Source organism: Streptomyces sp. NPDC050085 (assembly GCF_044460595.1).
Taxonomy (GTDB): domain Bacteria; phylum Actinomycetota; class Actinomycetes; order Streptomycetales; family Streptomycetaceae; genus Streptomyces.
Genome location: NZ_JBITJZ010000007.1, coordinates 250,898 through 267,456, shown reverse-complemented (window position 1 = coordinate 267,456; position 16,559 = coordinate 250,898). Strand labels below are relative to the sequence as shown.

Genomic DNA, 16,559 nt, shown 5'->3' with positions numbered 1-16,559 from the left:
CCGCCTTACTTGACGTGAGTTCAATAACAGCCCCACACTGAGGCGCATTATTGAATCCACGTCCAACAGGGTGTCCCGGCACGCCAACCCGCCGGTGGCGCAAGGGAGATGGGCTCGATGGCTCAGATGACTCAGACCGCCGGTGCCACGCTGCCGCGGGGCTTTCGCAGCGCCGAGCAGGGCTGGCCGCGCCTGGACCGGATCCCGCACCCGCCGCGCCGGGTGCCGCTGATCGGCGACGTCCTCGGCTCCAACGTGCGCACCCCGCTGCAGGACTCGATGCGGATCGCGGCCGAGCTGGGGCCGATCTTCCGGCGCAAGGGGTTCGGCAAGGAGATCGTGTTCGTGGCGGGCGCCGAGCTGGCCGCGGAGCTCGCGGACGAGACGCGGTTCGCCAAGCATGTCGGACTCGGGGTCGCGAACCTGCGTCCGGTGGCGGGCGACGGCCTGTTCACCGCGTACAACCACGAGCCCAACTGGCAACTGGCGCACGACATTCTGGCGCCGGGCTTCAGCCGTGAGGCGATGGCGGGGTACCACCCGCTGATGCTGGACGTGGCGGGGCAGCTGACGGATGCGTGGGACGCGAGCGAGGCGGCGGGGCGCAGCGTGGACGTGCCCGGCAACATGACGAAGCTGACGCTGGAGACGATCGCGCGGACCGGGTTCGGGCACGACTTCGGGTCGTTCGAGCGGGACTTCGACAAGGAGGGGCCGCATCCGTTCGTGACGGCGATGGTGGGCGCCCTGTCGTTCGCGCAGCGCCGCAACGTGGTGCCGCCACTGCTGTCCTCGGTGCTGCTGCGTGGCGCGGAGCGGCGCAACGCCGCGGACCGCGCGTATCTGAACCGGACGGTCGACGAGGTCATCGCCGCGCGCCGGGCCTCGGGCGGCGGCCCCGGCGATCTGCTCGACCGGATGCTGGACGTGGCGCATCCCGGGACCGGGGAGCGGCTCGCGCCGCAGAACATCCGCCGTCAGGTGATCACGTTCCTGGTCGCCGGGCACGAGACGACGTCGGGCGCGCTGTCGTTCGCCCTGCACTACCTCGCGCAGGACCGTGCCGTGCTCGCGAAGGCGCAGGAGGAGGTCGACCGGATCTGGGGCGACGTGGAGGTCCCCGCGTACGAGCAGGTGGCCAAGTTGCGCTATCTGCGGCGGGTGCTGGACGAGTCGCTGCGGCTGTGGCCGACGGCGCCCGCGTTCGCCCGGGAGGCGCTCGCCGACACGACGCTGGGCGGGGTGCATCCGATGCGGCGCGGCGCCTGGGCACTGGTGCTGACGACGATGCTGCACCGGGACCCGGCGGCGTGGGGCGAGAATCCGGAGGCGTTCGACCCGGAGCGGTTCGCACCGCAGGCGGTGCGCGGGCGCCCGGCGCATGTGTTCAAGCCGTTCGGCACGGGCGCGCGGGCCTGCATCGGGCGTCAATTCGCCCTGCACGAGTCGATGTTGGTGCTCGGCCTGCTGCTGCGCCGCTACGACCTGCACGCGGAGCCCGACTACCGGCTCAGCATCACGGAGCGGCTGACGCTGATGCCGCGCGGGCTCCGGCTGCGGCTTACCCGACGCTGACCGGTGGTCGTGATCGGCGCCCCACGTAGGGTGCGGCCATGGCTGTCATATGCAGGGATGTCAACGAGGTGCCGCCCGGGCCCGACCCCGGCACGCCCGATCTGCGCGGACCCGTCCGTTATCTGTACTGGTTGACGGTGTGCCAGCGGCGGCGGGTCGGGGCCGGGGCCCTGCTGGGCAGTCTGTGGATGGTGGGGCTCACGCTGCCGCCGTACGTCCTGTCGCGGGCCATCGACGACGGGCTGCTCGCCGGTGACGACCGGGCCCTGTACGGCTGGGCCGGCGTGCTGCTCGCGGTCGGCGCGGTCAACGCGTGGCTGGCCATCATGCGGCACCGCACGATGACCCGGGTCAGGATGGACGCCTCGTTCCGCACGACGCGGCTCGTCACCCGGCAGGCCGTCCGGCTCGGGGCCGCGCTGCCGCGGCAGGCCGCGGTCGGGGAGGTCGCCCTCATCGGCGTCGGCGACGTGGCCCGCATCAGCCAGACCCTGACCCTGACGGGCCCCGGGGTCGGCGCCGCCGTCGCGTACGCCGTGGTGGCCGGGCTGCTCCTGTCGATCTCGGGGCTGCTCGCGGTGGTGATCCTGCTGGGCGTGCCGCTGCTCGCCGGTTCGCTGGGGCCGCTGCTGACCCGGCTGCAGGGCGCCGAGTCCGGCTACCGGGACCGTCAGGGCACGCTCGCCGGGCGCCTCGCGGACCTCGTCGGGGGGCTCGGCGTGCTGGCGGGGCTCGGCGGCAAGGACGTGTACGCGGCGCGCCTGCGCGAGGACTCGGAGCGCCTGCGCGAGGAGGGCTACCGGGTGGCGCGGGTGATCAGCTGGGTGCAGGCGGTCGCGGTCGGGCTGCCCGCGCTCTTCCTCGCGTGCGTGACGTGGCTGGGTGCGCGCATGGCGGCTCAAGGGGAGCTGTCCGTGGGCGAGTTGGTGGCTGTGTACGGATATGTGGCGATGCTGGTGCTTCCGGTGGAGTTCTTCATCGAGGGCGCCTACGACCTGGGGCGCGGGCTCGTCGCGGCGCGCCGTGTGCTGCGTTTCCTGTCGCTCGCCCCGCAGGAGGACGGCCGCCCCGCGACGGCCCCCGGGCCCGCGCGGGACTCGGTGCTGCACGACCCTGTCTCCGGGGTGTCGGTGGCGCCGGGCATCTTGACGGCGCTGGTGGCGGCGCGGCCGGGTGAGGCCGCGGCCGTCGTCGACCGGCTCGGCCGGTTCACGCCGTCGGCGGTGACGTGGGGCGAGGTGCCGCTCGACGCGGTGGAGCTCGCCGAGGTGCGGCGCCGGATCCTGGTCGCCGACCACGAGGCGGACCTGTTCTCCGGCACGGTCCGGGACACGGTCGCGGGCCGGCACGCCGCGGACGACGCGTCGGTGGAGCGGTCGCTGCACGGGGCGGCCGCCGAGGACGTGATCGCGGGCCTGCCGCACGGCATCGACGCCGAACTGCGCGCGCACGGCCGCAACGTCTCGGGCGGGCAGCGCCAACGGCTGCGCCTGGCCAGGGCGTTGCACGCGGACCCGGAAGTACTGCTGGCCGTGGAACCCACCTCGGCCCTCGACGCGCACACCGAGGCGCGGACCGCCGAGCGCCTGCGCGCGGCCCGCCTTGGCCGCACCACCCTGGTGACCGGTACGTCGCCGCTGCTCCTCGACCGGGCCGACACCGTGTGCTTCCTGATCGACGGTGCCGTACGGGCCGTGGGCCCGCACCGTGAACTGCTCGCGGGCGACGAGGAGTACCGGCGCCTGGTCGCGCGCGGTGTCGACGAGGCGCCCGCGCTCGAGGAGGGTGTCGCATGACCGGGACCTCCCCGCTGCCCGTCGCCGACCGGGCGACGGTGCGACGTGCCGCCGCGGAGCTGATCCGGGCCGACCGGCGCGCGTTCACGGGCCTGTTGGTGCTCAACTGCCTGGCCGCTGCCGCCGGGCTCGCCGGGCCGTGGCTGCTCGGCCGGATCATCGACGACGTGCGCGGCGGCACGAGCGTCGGGCACGTGGACCGGGCGGCGGCCGCGATCGTGTGCTGCGCCGTCGCACAGCTGGCGCTCCAGCGGTGGGCCCGCCTGGTCGGGTACCGGTTCGGGGAACGGACCGCGGCGCGCGTACGGGACCGCTTCGTGGACCGGGCCCTCACGCTGCCCGCGTCCGTCGTCGACCGGGTGGGGCCCGGCGATCTCACCAACCGGGGCACGAACGACGTGGCGTCGGTGGCGGGCGCGCTGCGCGACGCGGGTCCGGACGTGCTGGTGTCGCTGGCGCAGGCGCTGTTCCTGGTCGGTGCGGTCTGCTTCGTCCAGCCGCTGCTCGGCGCCCTCGCCCTGGTCTGTCTGCTGGGCATCCCGGTCGTGGTCCGCTGGTACCTGCGCCGCGCCAGGACCGCGTACCTCGCCCAGGGCGAGACGGACTCGGCCGTCGCGGAGCAGCTCGCGGCGACCGCGTCCGGTGCTCGCACGGTGGAGGCGCTGCGCCTGGAGGCCCTCCGCATCGAGGTGTGCGAACAGGCCATTGGCGAGAACCGGCGCGCGCGCCTGCACACCCTCTTCCTGCGCAGCGTCGTGTTCCCCACGGTCGACTTCTCGTACGTCCTTCCCGTCGTCGCCGTGCTCCTGGCGGGCGGGGCCCTGCACGCGCACGGCGTGCTGAGCCTGGGGGCCGTCGTCACCTGCGCGCTGTACCTGCGCCAGTTGTCGGGGCCGCTCGACACGATCCTGTTCTGGGTGGAGCAACTGCAAAGCAGCGGCGCCTCGTTCGCCCGCATCGAGGGACTCGGCGGCGCCTCGCGCGAGGCGGTGGTGCGCGAGGCGGTCCCGGCGGGCGACGACATCGTGCTGCACGGTGTGCACTACGCGTACGAAGGCGCCGGCGACGACGTCGTGCACGGCGTCGATCTGAGCGTGCGGCCCGGCGAACGGCTCGCCGTGGTCGGCCCGTCCGGCGCGGGCAAGACGACGCTGAGCAAGCTGCTCGCGGGCATCGACGCGCCGCGCGCCGGAAGCGTGGAGGTCGGCGGCGTCCCGGTGACCGCCCTCGCCCCCGAGTTGCTGCGCCGGCACATCGCCCTCGTCACCCAGGAGCACCACGTCTTCCTCGGTTCGGTCCGCGACAATCTGCGGCTCGCCGCGCCCGACGCGGACGACACTCGGCTGACCGCCGCGCTCGCGGCCGTCGGCGCGGAGTGGGCGGACGGCCTGCCGGACGGTCTCGACACGGAGCTCGGTGCGGGCGGCCTGCACCTCGACGGCCCCCAGTCGCAGCAACTCGCGCTGGCCCGGGTGGTGTTGGCGGACCCGCACACCGTGGTCCTCGACGAGGCGACGGCCCTGCTCGACCCGGCGACGGCCCGCCACACCGAGCGCGCCCTGGCGGCGGTGCTGCGCGGCCGCACGGTGATCGCCGTCGCCCACCGTCTGCACACCGCGCACGACGCGGACCGGGTGGCGGTCATGGAGAACGGCCGCCTCACCGAACTGGGCCCGCACGAGGACCTGGTGGCGGTGGACGGGACGTACGCGGCGCTGTGGCGGTCGTGGCACGGGACGGCCTGACAGGCCCTAGTCATCCCTCTCGGCCTCCGGCGTCCCCACGTCCAGGACCCCGTCGAACTCCGCGAGCACCGCCACCAGTTCAGGGACGTCGGCCGACCCCTCGATCTGCATCCGGACGGCGATCGCTGCCGGGCGTTCAGGGATCTCCGGCCACTCGCCGCGGTCGGCGCGGACCTCCACCACGCGAAAGTCACGGCCGGTGCACTCCTCGAGGACCCGGGTCAGGACGCTGCCGCCGACGCGGTAGGCGAGGTGGAGTTCCGAGCGGCGTTCGGTGGCCAGCAGCGGGACGCGCCGGGTCAGCCAGGGGTAGCCGCGGGCCACGAGGAAGTGGCAGGCGGTGGCGGCGAGCGCGAGCAGAGGCAGTCCGCCACCACAAGCCATGCCTATCGCGCAGGTCAGCCAGACGGTCGCGGCGGTCGTCAGGCCGCGGACCGCGTCCCGGCGCACGAAGATCAGCCCGCCGCCGATGAACCCGATGCCGGAGACGATCTGGGCGGCGACCCGGGACGGGTCGAACGAGACGCCGTCCAGGCCGAGTACGGAGTTGAACCCGTGCTGCGACACCTCCATGAACAGGGCGCTGCCCACGCCGACGAGGGTGTGCGTGCGCAGCCCGGCACTCTTTTGCCGGACGGCGCGCTCCGCGCCGATCAGGGTGGACAGGACGAGCGCGAGGCCCAACTCGGCCAGCTGGCGGGCACCTTGGCCCGCCGCGGGATCGAACAGGGGAAATGCGTGCGACGACAACAGCGGAGCCCTCCTTTCAGGACTCCCACGAGGTTAGTTCCGCCCCGTCCCGTCCCGTCCGCTGTCCGGACGATCGCCGCCCGGAGCCCCATTGAGGGCGGATTGTCAGACCCGTGCGCAAGAGTGGAGGCATGAACGGGACCAGGAACCTCAGCACGCACGACCGCCAGACGAAGCATCAGGAAGTGGCAGCGGCGCAGGCCTGTCTGCGACTGCTGCACACGGCACGCGCCGCGCTCTCCGGCACCGAGCCACCCCAGACCGCGTCCGTGCTCGCCGCGCCGCTCGCGGAGGCCGACGAGGCGCTGCGCAGGGCGGGCCTCGCGGGCAACGAGGCGTGGCTGTTGGAGCGCATCTACGACCTGGGCCTCGGCCCGCAGTCACCGTAGGATCCGAGAGCCGTCGCACCGGGGGGAGTCGCGTCGACGGACGGGTCGCTCCCGGGCACTCCCCCGCGTCCGTCGTCCGACCCGTCAGGAGCCCTCGTTGACGTCCCTCGTAGAGCCCGGCGCCACCGAACCGGCCACCGGTTCCGGCTCCGGTCCCGCCTCCAGATCCCACCGCATCGACCCGGCGGGCGGCTGCCCGCACGCGCGCAACGCCCGACTCCTTGAACGCGGCGCGGTCGCCCCGGTCGTGCTGCCCGGTGACGTCCCGGGCATGGTCGTCCTCGGTCATGACGCCCTCAAGGAGTTCCTCGCGCACCCCGACGTCGCCAAGGACGCCCGGCACTTCACGGCGCTCGCGGAGGGCCGCATACCGCCGGGCTGGCCGCTGCGGACGTTCGCGACGGTCCGCGGAATGACCACGGCCGACGGCGACGACCACCGGCGGCTGCGGTCGCTGGTGAGCCGCGCGTTCACGGCCCGCCGGGTCGAGGAGCTGCGGCCGCGCGTGGAGCAGCTCGTGGACGAACTGCTCGACGGCGTCGCCCGGGAGGCGGCCGCAGGGGGCGTGGTCGAGCTGCGGTCGCGGTTCGCGCTGCCGCTGCCGATGCGGGTGATCTGTGAACTGTTCGGGGTGGACGAGGAGTTCAGGGACCGGCTGCACCACCTGTCGAGCCAGGTGGTCTCCACGGACACGCCCCCCGAGGAGTCCGTCGCCGCCAACAAGGAGATGGTGGCGGTGCTCGCCCAGGTCGCTGCGGCCCGGGCGCAGGATCCGGGGGACGATCTGACCAGTGCGCTGATCGCGGCGCGCGAGGAGGACGGCGACCGGCTCGGCCAGGAGGAGCTGATCGGCACGCTCATCCTGTTCGTCATCGCCGGGCACGAGACGACGCTGAACCTGATCACGAACGCGGTGCGGGCGTTGTGCGCCCACCGCGACCAGCTCGCGCTGGTCCGCGCGGGGACGGCGGCCTGGGCGGACGTCGTGGAGGAGACGCTGCGCTGGGACAGCCCGGTCAGCTACTTCCCGTTCCGCTACCCGACGCGGGACCTCACCCTCGACGGCACGGTGATACCCCGAGGCACCCCGGTGCTCGCCGGATACTCGGGCGCGGGCCGCGACCCGGCCGCGCACGGCCCGGACGCCGACCGCTTCGACGTGACCCGCCCGGGCCGCGGCCGCCATCTGTCGCTGGGGCACGGCGCCCACTACTGCCTGGGGGCACCGCTGGCCCGCCTGGAGGCGACGGTCGCTCTGGAGCGCCTCTTCGCCCGCTTCCCCGAGCTCGATCTCGCCGTGCCGGAGGCCGAGTTGCCCGCGCACGCCGGTTTCGTCGGGAACAGCGTGCGACGCCTGCCCGTCAGGCCGGGTCCCGACGCACGGAAGCGGTGACACCGCCCCATGGATCTGACTGCCCCCGTGGGTCCCACTGCCCCCATGGATCCGATCGACTCCTCCAGGGCCGACGCCTATCTCGCCCGCATCGGCGCCGCACGCCCCGCCGCGCCGACCGCCGATGCGCTGCGCGACCTGCACCTGGCTCATCTGCGTACGGTGCCGTTCGAGAACCTGTCCGTGCATCTGGCCGAGGACGTCGTGCTCGATGCGGACCGGCTCGTCGCCAAGCTCGTGGACCGGCGCCGGGGCGGCTTCTGCTACGAACTCAACGGCGCGTTCGGCGCGTTGCTCGCCTCCCTCGGCTTCCGGGTGACGCTGCTGCAGGCCCGCGCCGTCGGCGACGACGGCCGGTTCGGGATCCCGTACGACCACCTCGCGCTGCGCGTGCGGGACGCCGACGGCACCGACTGGCTCGCCGACATCGGCTTCGGCACGCACACCCACTTCCCGCTCGCGTACGAGGACCGGGACGACCAGCACGATCCCGGTGGGGTCTTCCGCATCGAAGAGGCCGCGGACGGCGATCTGCTCGTCCTGCGCGACGGAGAGCCGCAGTACCTGCTCGACCGACGGCCGCGTGCGCTGCGGGACTTCGAGGCGGGCGCCTGGTACCACCGCACCTCGCCCGCGTCGCACTTCACGAAGTCCCTGGTGTGTTCACTGCTGACCGGGGACGGACGGGTCACCCTCAGCGGTCATACGCTCACCACGACGGTCGGCACGGAGCGCACCCGCACCGAGCTGCCCACCGACGACGCCGTCCTGAAGGCCTACGACCAGCACTTCGGCATCGCCCTCGACCGCATCCCGCCGGAACCGAACAGCGCCGAAGGCTGACCCGGCCCGCCACCCCGTGGTTATGCTGCATCGCCGAAGCGTTCAGCGAAGCGCTCAAACGAACAGCGGGGTGCGAGGGGGCCAGCAGTATGCGCGAACCGGTCGACATCAGGCGGCAACGAATCCTGAGCGTGGTGGGCTCACGGGGCGCGACACGGGTCAGCGATCTCGCGTCGGAGCTCGCGGTGTCGGTGGTGACGGTCCGCCGTGACGTGGAGGAGCTGGCCCGCGCGGGCAAGCTGCGCCGGGGTCACGGCGTCGCCCGTCCGGTGCTCCCCGAGACGGACCGGGCGGCCGCGCCGCCGCCCCCCGCCACCGACGGCGGCCCCGTCGCGGTCGTCGTGCCCGAGCGGCACACCTATCTGTACGAGATGGTGCACGGCGCCCGCACGGCCTTCGAAGAGGCCGGCATGCGGATCGCGCTGCACATCGCGCCCGCGGTGTCGGGGGCCGAACAGCCCATCGTGGAGCGGGCGTTGGCGGAGGGCGCGAGCGGGCTGCTGATCGCGCCGCGCTGGCGCAGCCGGGCCACGGAGGAGGCCGACTACGCCTGGCTGTCACAGCTGTCGGTGCCCGCGGTCGTGATGGAGCGCAGGCCGCGCCGCGGCAGCGCCCTGCACGCCCTCGACACGGTGTGCACGGACCACTGGTACGGCATCCATCTCGCCGTCGAGCACCTCACGGCTCTCGGGCACCGCCGGATCGTGCTCGCCGCCCGCGACGACAGCCCGACGGCGCGGGCCATCCGGGCCGCGTTCACCGAGATCGCGGCGGACCATCCGGACGTCGACACGTGGGCGGTGGCGCTCAGTTCGCCGGGCGGGGCGCCCGACCCGACGGCACAGGATGCTGAGCAGGCCATCGAACTCCCCGCCCTGCTGGGCGAGTTGGGGGCCACGGCCGCCGTGCTGCACGGCGATGTGGACGCGCTGATGCTGGTGCAGTCGCTGCGCGACAGCGGGGTGCGGGTCCCGGAGGACTGTTCCGTGGTCTCGTACGACGACGTGGTCGCGGCCCTCGGCGCCACTCCCCTGACGGCCGTGTCCCCGCCCAAGGCGGAGATCGGCCGGGCCGCCGCGGAGCTGTTGCTGCGCCGGCTCGACCCCCGCGCTCCCGGCGGTCCCGTGCAGCCGGTGCGGCGCCTCGAACTGCTTCCGGCCCTGATGGTCCGCGGCTCGACGCAGGCCCCGGCGGGACCCCTCCCAACTCCCGCAGCCCAATGAGCGTTTGACCGTTTCATCTTCTTCTGATCGATCTATTGACCAGGTCTGTTCAGCCGATCAGTATTCCCGTGACTCGAACACGCAGGAGCCGCGGGAGGCGCCCATGCCTGGTCGACAGAGCCGACAGAGCCGTCGATCCGTGCTCGCCGCGATCACCGCGCTGCCGCTGACGGGCGCCCTGAGCGCCTGCAGCGGATCGGACAGCGCGTCATCCGGGAGCAGCAGCAAGTCCGGTACCAAAGGCACGACCACCATCACGTTCTGGTCCGCACTGCGCGGCAGCCAGCAGGTGGTGGACGCGTTCAACAAGACGCACGACCACATCCAGGTCGACTTCGAGCAGATACCGTCCGGCACGTCCGGCGGCTATCTCAAGCTCAGCAACGCGGCCCGCGCGGGCAACGCCCCCGACGTCGCCACCCTCGAGTACCCGCAGGTCCCGGGGTACGCGATCGACGGTGTGGCCCGCGACATCACGGACGTGATCAGCGACAGGCTCAAGGCCAAACTGCTGCCGCAGGCGCTGGGCCTGACGACGTTCCAGGGCCGCACCTACAGCGTGCCCCTGGACGTCGAGCCGATGGTGCTGCACTACCGCAAGGACCTCTTCGACAAGTACGGCTTCGAGGTCCCGACCACCTGGGACGAGTACACCGAACTCGCGCGCGCCGTGCGCCGCACGGGCGGCAAGCGCAGGGCCACGTTCTTCTCCACGGACATGGGCCAGTTCTCGGCCTGGTGCTGGGGAGCGGGCGCGCACTGGTTCGACACCTCGAAGGGCGCCTGGAACGTGTCGCTCGCCGACGCTCCCACCCGCAAGGTCTCCCGGTACTGGCAGGGGCTCATCGACGAGGACCTCGTCTACGTCAATCCCCCCAACAGCCGCGAGGCCGACGCCCAGATCGGCAACGGCCTCGTCCTGACCCGGCACAGCGGCGCCTGGGACGCCGGGGCCCAGATGAACGCGCGTCCCCAGCAGAAGGGACTGTGGCGGATCGCCCCGCAGCCCCAGTGGGACCCGGCGAAGCCGGCGCTCGGCACCAATGGCGGCTCGACCTTCGCCATCACGAAGGACAGCAAGCACCCGGAAGCCGCCATGGAGTTCATCGAGTGGCAGGTCTCGCACCCCGACGCCCTCAAGGCCCGGCTCTCCAGCGGCGCGAGCAGCCAGTACCCGGCCGCGACCGAGCTGATCGAGGTGGGTCGCGCCGCCTTCGACCGCTCGTACTACGGCGGTCAGGACATCTACTCCCTGTTCGAGTCCGAGGCGCACAAGATCACCGACGGCTGGGTCTGGGGTCCCCGGATGACCGCGACCGGGCAGGTCATGTCGGACGCCTTCGCCCGGGCGGCGGCGGGCTCGGGAACGATCGAGTCCTCCATGCGCGCCGCTCAGGACGGCACGATGCCCGACCTCAAGGCGCTGGGCCTCAAGACCACCCAGCACTCCACGTGAACGCCCGCACCCCGAAAGGCAGGTGAGTCCCATGACCGCGACAACCCAGGTCCCCACGGCCGCGGCCGCGCCCCCACGGGAGGCGGACGGCTCCCGGCGCAAGGCGCAGCGTGCCGCCAAGCGCCGCCGGGGCGGCGCCGCGGGCGTCCTGATGGCCCCCTTCTTCACGCTGCTCGTGCTCGTCTTCCTGATCCCGGTCGCCACGGCCGTCTGGCTGAGCTTCTTCAGCGACGACCAGCCCGGTCTCGGCTTCGGCCCGGAACGCACGGTCTTCGTCGGCCTGCGCAGTTACGCCGCCGTGCTCACCGACCCGTCGTTCCTGTCCGGGCTCGGCACGGTCGCGCTGTACTGCCTGATCTACATCCCGGTGATGACCGTCGGCTCGCTGGCGCTCGCGCTGCTGCTCGACTCGGGTGTCGTACGGCTGCGCTCCTGGGCCCAGTTGGGCCTGTTCCTGCCGCACGCGGTGCCCGGCATCATCGCCGCGCTGATCTGGCTGTACCTCTACACCCCCGGCATCAGCCCGATCATCGAGGTGCTCGGCAAGGCCGACATCACGGTCAACTTCCTGGGCCTGCACACCGCGATCCCCTCCATCGTGAACATCGCGGTGTGGAGCAACCTCGGCTACAACATGGTCGTCTTCTACGCGGCCCTGCAGGCGGTCCCCCGGGAGGTCCTGGAGGCGTCGGTGGTCGACGGGGCGGGTCCGGTGCGCACCGCGCTCCAGGTGAAGGCGCCCCTGGTGCGCTCCTCGATCGTCATGGTCGCGATGTTCACCCTGATCTGGGCACTGCAGCTGTTCACGGAACCGATGCTGCTGCGGGCCGGCTCGCAGGTCGTCGATGCCCGCTTCTCCCCGAGCATGTACATCTACGACGCGGCGTTCAGCCGTAACAACTACTCGCTCGCGGCCGCGGCCTCGGTGATCCTCCTGATCATCACGATCGCCGTCTCCTTCGGAGTCACCCGCTGGACCAACCGCGTCAACTCGGCCGAGGAGAGTGCCCGATGACCACCGCCGAGCTGAGCAACACCACGCTGCTGCGCCCCCGGCTGCTCGGCCGGGCGACCGTCAACGCCGTCGTCGCGATCTCCGTCCTGTACACGCTGCTGCCGGTGCTGTGGCTGGTGCTCGCGGCGGGCAAGACCCGCGACGCCCTCTTCAGCAGCAGCATCCTGTCCTTCAAGGACTTCTCCTTCGTCCAGAACGTCAAGGACCTGTTCGCGATGGACGGCGGCCTCTACAGCCGCTGGTACGGCAACAGCCTGCTGTACGCGGTCCTCGGCGCGGCGCTCGGCGCCATGATCTCCGTCGCCTGCGGCTACGCCTTCGACAAGTACCACTTCCGGCACAAGGAGAAGCTGTTCGGGCTCGTCCTCGCGGCGGTCATGGTGCCGCAGACGGTCCTGGCACTGCCGCTGTACCTGATCGCGTCCGCGACCGGCGTCGTGAACACGTTCTGGTCGGTGTTCGTCCCGGTCCTGTTCAATCCGTTCGGCGTGTACCTGGGCCGCATCTTCGCGCAGGGCTACGTGCCGAACGAGGTCCTGGAGGCGGCCCGCGTCGACGGCGCCGGCGAGCTGACGACGTACGTGCGCGTCAGCCTGCGGATGCTCGGCCCCGGCCTGGTCACCGTCTTCCTCTTCCAGCTCACCACGATCTGGAACAACTTCTTCCTGCCGATGGTCATGCTGTCGAACCAGGATCTGTATCCCGTCAGCCTCGGCCTGTTCCAGTGGAACAGCCAGGCGACCGTCTCGCCCGAGTACTACCCGGTGGTGATCATGGGTTCGCTCCTCGCGCTCCTTCCCCTCGTCCTCGCGTTCGTCTTCCTCCAACGCTTCTGGCGGTCGGGACTGACGGCAGGGGCGGTGAAGTGAGCAAGCCCCGCACGGCGTTGGCCATGTCGGCGCAGGCGGCGGACGCGGTCTTCACCCCGCGCTCGCTCGCCGCGCTCAGCGAGGTCTGCGACCTGGCCGAGCCGCCCGCCCTCGACGACTTCTCGACCGTACGTGCCCAGCGACTCCTTGCCGATGTCGAGGTGCTCGTCACGGGGTGGGGGGTGCCGCGCCTGGACGCGGACGTCCTCGCGGCGGCGCCGCGCCTCAAGGCCGTGGTGCACGCGGCCGGTTCGGTGCGCGGACATGTCACCGACGCCTGCTGGGAGCGGGGCATCGCGGTGTCCTCGGCGGCCGCGGCCAACGCGCTGCCGGTCGCCGAGTACACGCTCGCGATGATCCTGCTGCACGGAAAGCACGTGCTGGAGCGGGCCCGCGACTTCCGGGCCGAGCGCGAGCGCGGAAACTGGCTGCGGACCACGCACGCGGTGGGCAACTACCGCCGCACGGTAGGCATCCTGTCCGCCTCCCTGATCGGCCGGCGCGTCATCGAACTCCTTCGCCCGTTCGACTTCGAGGTGCTCCTGCACGACCCGTACGTCTCCCCCGCCGAGGCCGCAGAGCTGGGTGTCGCATGGGTGGAGCTGCCCGAACTGTTCACCCGTAGCGACCTGTTGAGCGTGCACACGCCGCTGCTGGAGAGCACCCAGGGGCTCGTCAGCCGCGAACTGCTCACCTCCATGCGGCCCGGGGCGGCGCTCATCAACACTTCGCGCGGCGCCGTGGTCGACCAGGACGCACTCACCGACGTGGTGCGGGCCGGCCGGATCAGGGCCGTGCTCGACGTCACCGTCCCCGAGGTCCTGCCCGCGGACCACCCGCTGTGGGACTGCCCGAACGCGCTGATCACCCCGCATCTCGCCGGCTCCCAGGGCAGCGAGTGGGAGCGCCTCGCCGACACGGCCGTCGGCGAGGTGGCGCGGTGGGCCGCGGGCGACGGCTTCGCCCATCCTGTACGACGCGAAAGGCTGGCGTTCCTCGCATGAGCACCACGAGCAACCCGAGCAACCCGAGCATTCCGTTCGAACTTCCCGCGGAGAACCGAGAGTTGAGCCCGTACACCGGCTACACGCGCGCACACTGGGAGGCCGTCGCCGACGGGCTACTCGGCGCCGCGTGGCGCTGGGCCACGCCCGAGGGCGCGCTCCTCGACCTGCCGGGCCGCCCGTCCGCGTCCGGGGTCCGCTCGGACGGACTGGAAGGCTATGCCCGTACCTTCCTGGCGGCCGGTTTCCGGGTCGCGGGCGCCGACGGCAAGGACCCGCACGGCTGGCTGGAGCGGTACGCGCACGGTCTCGCCGCGGGCACCCGCACGCCCGGCGCGGACGACACCGAGTCGTGGCCGCTGATCCTCGACCACCACGTGCAGGGCCAGCCGATGGTGGAGTCCGCGTCCGTCGCGCTCGGCCTGATGCTGACCAGGCCCTGGCTGTGGGACCGGCTCGACGGCGACGTGCAGGACCGGGCGGAGACGTGGCTGCGCGGCGCGATCGACCACACGCCCGCGCCGAACAACTGGTACCTCTTCCCGTTCATGGTGGCCTCGTTCCTGGAGTCGGCGGGCCGGGGCGACGCGGCGACGGCCCGCGCCATGGACCGGGCACTCGAGCTCATGGAGACGTGGTACCGGGGCGACGGCTGGTACGCGGACGGCGACGGCCGGGCCTTCGACCACTACAACGGCTGGGCCCTGCACCTGTACCCGATGCTGCACGCGCACCTGTCGGGCGACTCGGCCCTCTCCGCGCGCTTCGGGCCGCGCCTGCGCGAGCACCTGGAGGGCTTCTCACTGCTCTTCGGCGGCGACGGCGCACCGATCCACTTCGGGCGCTCGCTCACCTACCGCTTCGCGGCGACGGCGGCGATCGGCGCGGGCGCGGTCACCGGCCACACGCCCCTGTCTCCCGGCACGTCGCGCCGCCTCATCAGCGGCAGCCTGCGCTACTTCCTGGACCGCGGCGGCGTCACGGACGAGGGCCTGCTGAGCCTGGGCTGGCACGGGCCGCACGCCGCCACGCTCCAGCCGTACTCCGGGCCCGCATCCCCGTACTGGGCGTCGAAGGGCTTCGTGGCGCTGCTCGCCCCCGAGGACGACCCGCTGTGGACGGCGACGGAGGAACCGGCGCCGAGCGAGGGCCCCGACCGGGTGCTCGCGCTGCCCGCGCCGGGCCTGCTGGTGCAGTCGACGGGGGCCGACGGGATCGTCCGTCTGCACAACCACGGCAGCGACCATGTCCGCCCGCACGAGGGCGAGTTCGCGTCCCAGGACGACGTGCTCTACGGCCGTCAGGCGTACTCGACGCACACCGGACCGACGTCCCGCACGAACGTCGCCGACAACCACCTGTCCGTCGAGGTCGGCGGCGCCGTGAGCGTACGGCGGCGCATCCTTCCGCTGGGTGCGGGGCACGGCGACGGCTGGGGCTGGGCGGCGTCCTGGCACCGCCCGGTGTTCGCGTCGGGCCCGCCGATGGTGCCGGGGCTGCGGGTGGAGAGCGTGACCCTCGCGCGGGGCCGGTACGAACTGCGGGTCCACCGGGTCGTGGGCGCGCCGCACGGGGCGCGGGTCTCCCTCACCGGCTGGGCGACGGATGCGCTCCGCTCGGACCTCGTGGGTCTGTACGGGTGGGACGAGGGCCTCGACTCGGTACGGGCGCCGGAGGGGACGGCGTACGAGTCGTGGGTGCGGGTGCCACGTCTTTCGGCCGGTGTCGAGGGAGCCGGGGTCTTCGTGGCGCTGGCCTCTCTGGGCGGGGAGCCGGATGCGCCGCTTGTCGAGGCCGTGCGGGAAGTGTCCGTCACCGACGGGGAGTTGACGGTGCGCTGGGCCGACGGGTTCGAGTCTCTTGTCGGCTTCGGGCCGCTGCGCGTTCAGTGTCGGTGAGTGGGGTCCTGGCGCGCCCCTAGGAGGTCCTGTACGGCGGGGGCGTAGCGCTCGACCACCTCGTCGATCTCCGCGGCCCGCACGTGCGGGCCGCGGGCGATGCCGTACATCACGCCGAGCCCGAGCAGCATCGACACCGCGAGCTCGGCGCGCAGGCCCGCGTCGTCGCCGGTCAGCCGGGCCGCGAGGCGGCCGCTGACCTGGGTGCGGAAGTTGCTCCGCAGGATCTCGCCCTGTTCGCCGTGGAGCGGGGCGAAGACGATGCGCAGGATCGGGTCGGCGCCGCGTTCGGCCTGTCCGGTCAGGACGTGGCGCACCATGTGGCGGCCCAGGTCCTGAAGGGGCGCGTCGAGGAAGGACTCGACGTCGGCCTCGAAGTTCATGACGCCGGAGAACAGGGCGTCCTTGTTGCCGAAGTACTTGAGGATGAGCGGCGGGCTGACGCCGGCCCGGTCGGCGACCGCCTTGAGCGTGATGTCGCCGTGCGCGTGCCGGGCGAGGAGATGCCGGGCGGCCCTGATGATGGCGGCCTTGGTGGCCTCGGCGTCGCGCCGCCCGGTGCCGGGCTGCTGCTCGTCGGTGTACGCCGTGGTCATCGCCTAC

General features: G+C 72.6%; 14 protein-coding genes. 12 read left to right on the top strand and 2 right to left on the bottom strand.

The annotated features are described in order from the left end of the window. Window positions 1-117 precede the first annotated feature (117 nt). Genes ACIBUY_RS26495 through ACIBUY_RS26485 form a run of 3 tightly spaced genes read left to right on the top strand, consistent with a single transcriptional unit; the run spans window position 118 to window position 5,116 of the window. Complete coding sequence (locus tag ACIBUY_RS26495; RefSeq protein ID WP_399153922.1) at window positions 118-1,575, top strand: cytochrome P450; 1,458 nt, start codon at window positions 118-120, stop codon at window positions 1,573-1,575. A gap of 38 nt (window positions 1,576-1,613) precedes the next feature. After that, window positions 1,614-3,371 carry an ABC transporter transmembrane domain-containing protein gene (locus ACIBUY_RS26490; RefSeq protein ID WP_399153921.1) on the top strand — a complete coding sequence of 586 codons (1,758 nt, stop codon included), beginning with the start codon at window positions 1,614-1,616 and terminating at the stop codon, window positions 3,369-3,371. Beyond that, a complete protein-coding gene (locus ACIBUY_RS26485) occupies window positions 3,368-5,116 on the top strand; it encodes an ABC transporter ATP-binding protein (RefSeq protein ID WP_365565934.1) in 1,749 nt (582 codons plus the stop codon). The genes ACIBUY_RS26490 and ACIBUY_RS26485 overlap by 4 nt, the downstream gene beginning before the upstream one ends. A 6-nt stretch (window positions 5,117-5,122) precedes the next feature. Here ACIBUY_RS26485 and ACIBUY_RS26480 read toward each other — a convergent pair whose 3' ends face one another. After that, window positions 5,123-5,866, bottom strand: a complete 744-nt coding sequence (locus ACIBUY_RS26480) for an MgtC/SapB family protein (protein ID WP_365565936.1) — start codon at window positions 5,864-5,866, stop codon at window positions 5,123-5,125. Between the two features lie 131 nt (window positions 5,867-5,997). Between ACIBUY_RS26480 and ACIBUY_RS26475 the strand changes: the two genes are divergently transcribed. The 9 genes from ACIBUY_RS26475 (at window position 5,998) to ACIBUY_RS26435 (ending at window position 15,956) form a co-directional block, all read left to right on the top strand. After that, window positions 5,998-6,255, top strand: a complete 258-nt coding sequence (locus ACIBUY_RS26475; RefSeq protein ID WP_365565938.1) for a hypothetical protein — start codon at window positions 5,998-6,000, stop codon at window positions 6,253-6,255. Between the two features lie 175 nt (window positions 6,256-6,430). Then, entirely contained in the window at window positions 6,431-7,648 is a 1,218-nt protein-coding gene (locus tag ACIBUY_RS26470) for a cytochrome P450 (protein WP_365566116.1), read from the top strand. Window positions 7,649-7,693: 45 nt separating this feature from the next. Beyond that, entirely contained in the window at window positions 7,694-8,491 is a 798-nt protein-coding gene (locus ACIBUY_RS26465; RefSeq protein WP_399153920.1) for an arylamine N-acetyltransferase, read from the top strand. An 89-nt stretch (window positions 8,492-8,580) separates the two neighbouring features. Beyond that, window positions 8,581-9,714 (top strand): substrate-binding domain-containing protein, encoded by a 1,134-nt coding sequence (locus ACIBUY_RS26460; RefSeq protein WP_365565942.1) that lies wholly within the window; start codon window positions 8,581-8,583, stop codon window positions 9,712-9,714. Between the two features lie 103 nt (window positions 9,715-9,817). Further along, the gene (locus ACIBUY_RS26455) at window positions 9,818-11,170 is read left to right on the top strand and encodes a sugar ABC transporter substrate-binding protein (protein ID WP_365565944.1); all 1,353 of its coding nucleotides are present in this window, start codon (window positions 9,818-9,820) and stop codon (window positions 11,168-11,170) included. A 31-nt stretch (window positions 11,171-11,201) separates the two neighbouring features. Continuing rightward, entirely contained in the window at window positions 11,202-12,185 is a 984-nt protein-coding gene (locus ACIBUY_RS26450) for a sugar ABC transporter permease (protein ID WP_365565946.1), read from the top strand. Continuing rightward, a complete protein-coding gene (locus tag ACIBUY_RS26445; RefSeq protein WP_365565948.1) occupies window positions 12,182-13,054 on the top strand; it encodes a carbohydrate ABC transporter permease in 873 nt (290 codons plus the stop codon). The genes ACIBUY_RS26450 and ACIBUY_RS26445 overlap by 4 nt, the downstream gene beginning before the upstream one ends. 23 nt (window positions 13,055-13,077) lie before the next feature. Further along, a complete protein-coding gene (locus tag ACIBUY_RS26440; protein WP_365566118.1) occupies window positions 13,078-14,058 on the top strand; it encodes a hydroxyacid dehydrogenase in 981 nt (326 codons plus the stop codon). Next, entirely contained in the window at window positions 14,055-15,956 is a 1,902-nt protein-coding gene (locus tag ACIBUY_RS26435) for a DUF2264 domain-containing protein (RefSeq protein ID WP_399153919.1), read from the top strand. The genes ACIBUY_RS26440 and ACIBUY_RS26435 overlap by 4 nt, the downstream gene beginning before the upstream one ends. On the opposite strand, the gene ACIBUY_RS26430 is transcribed toward ACIBUY_RS26435, so the two are convergent. Next, the gene (locus tag ACIBUY_RS26430) at window positions 15,944-16,552 is read right to left on the bottom strand and encodes a TetR family transcriptional regulator (RefSeq protein WP_365565952.1); all 609 of its coding nucleotides are present in this window, start codon (window positions 16,550-16,552) and stop codon (window positions 15,944-15,946) included. The two genes, ACIBUY_RS26435 and ACIBUY_RS26430, sit on opposite strands and share 13 nt — an antisense overlap. Between the last annotated feature and the right edge of the window lie 7 nt (window positions 16,553-16,559).

Bases quoted from the DNA above. Each gene is read 5' to 3' on its own strand.
- ACIBUY_RS26495 (WP_399153922.1), top strand. From the start codon at position 118: ATGGCTCAGATGACTCAGACCGCCGGTGCCACGCTGCCGCGGGGCTTT.
- ACIBUY_RS26490 (WP_399153921.1), top strand. From the start codon at position 1,614: ATGGCTGTCATATGCAGGGATGTCAACGAGGTGCCGCCCGGGCCCGAC.
- ACIBUY_RS26485 (WP_365565934.1), top strand. From the start codon at position 3,368: ATGACCGGGACCTCCCCGCTGCCCGTCGCCGACCGGGCGACGGTGCGA.
- ACIBUY_RS26475 (WP_365565938.1), top strand. From the start codon at position 5,998: ATGAACGGGACCAGGAACCTCAGCACGCACGACCGCCAGACGAAGCAT.
- ACIBUY_RS26465 (WP_399153920.1), top strand. From the start codon at position 7,694: ATGGATCCGATCGACTCCTCCAGGGCCGACGCCTATCTCGCCCGCATC.
- ACIBUY_RS26460 (WP_365565942.1), top strand. From the start codon at position 8,581: ATGCGCGAACCGGTCGACATCAGGCGGCAACGAATCCTGAGCGTGGTG.
- ACIBUY_RS26455 (WP_365565944.1), top strand. From the start codon at position 9,818: ATGCCTGGTCGACAGAGCCGACAGAGCCGTCGATCCGTGCTCGCCGCG.
- ACIBUY_RS26450 (WP_365565946.1), top strand. From the start codon at position 11,202: ATGACCGCGACAACCCAGGTCCCCACGGCCGCGGCCGCGCCCCCACGG.
- ACIBUY_RS26445 (WP_365565948.1), top strand. From the start codon at position 12,182: ATGACCACCGCCGAGCTGAGCAACACCACGCTGCTGCGCCCCCGGCTG.
- ACIBUY_RS26440 (WP_365566118.1), top strand. From the start codon at position 13,078: ATGTCGGCGCAGGCGGCGGACGCGGTCTTCACCCCGCGCTCGCTCGCC.
- ACIBUY_RS26435 (WP_399153919.1), top strand. From the start codon at position 14,055: ATGAGCACCACGAGCAACCCGAGCAACCCGAGCATTCCGTTCGAACTT.
- ACIBUY_RS26430 (WP_365565952.1), bottom strand. From the start codon at position 16,552: ATGACCACGGCGTACACCGACGAGCAGCAGCCCGGCACCGGGCGGCGC.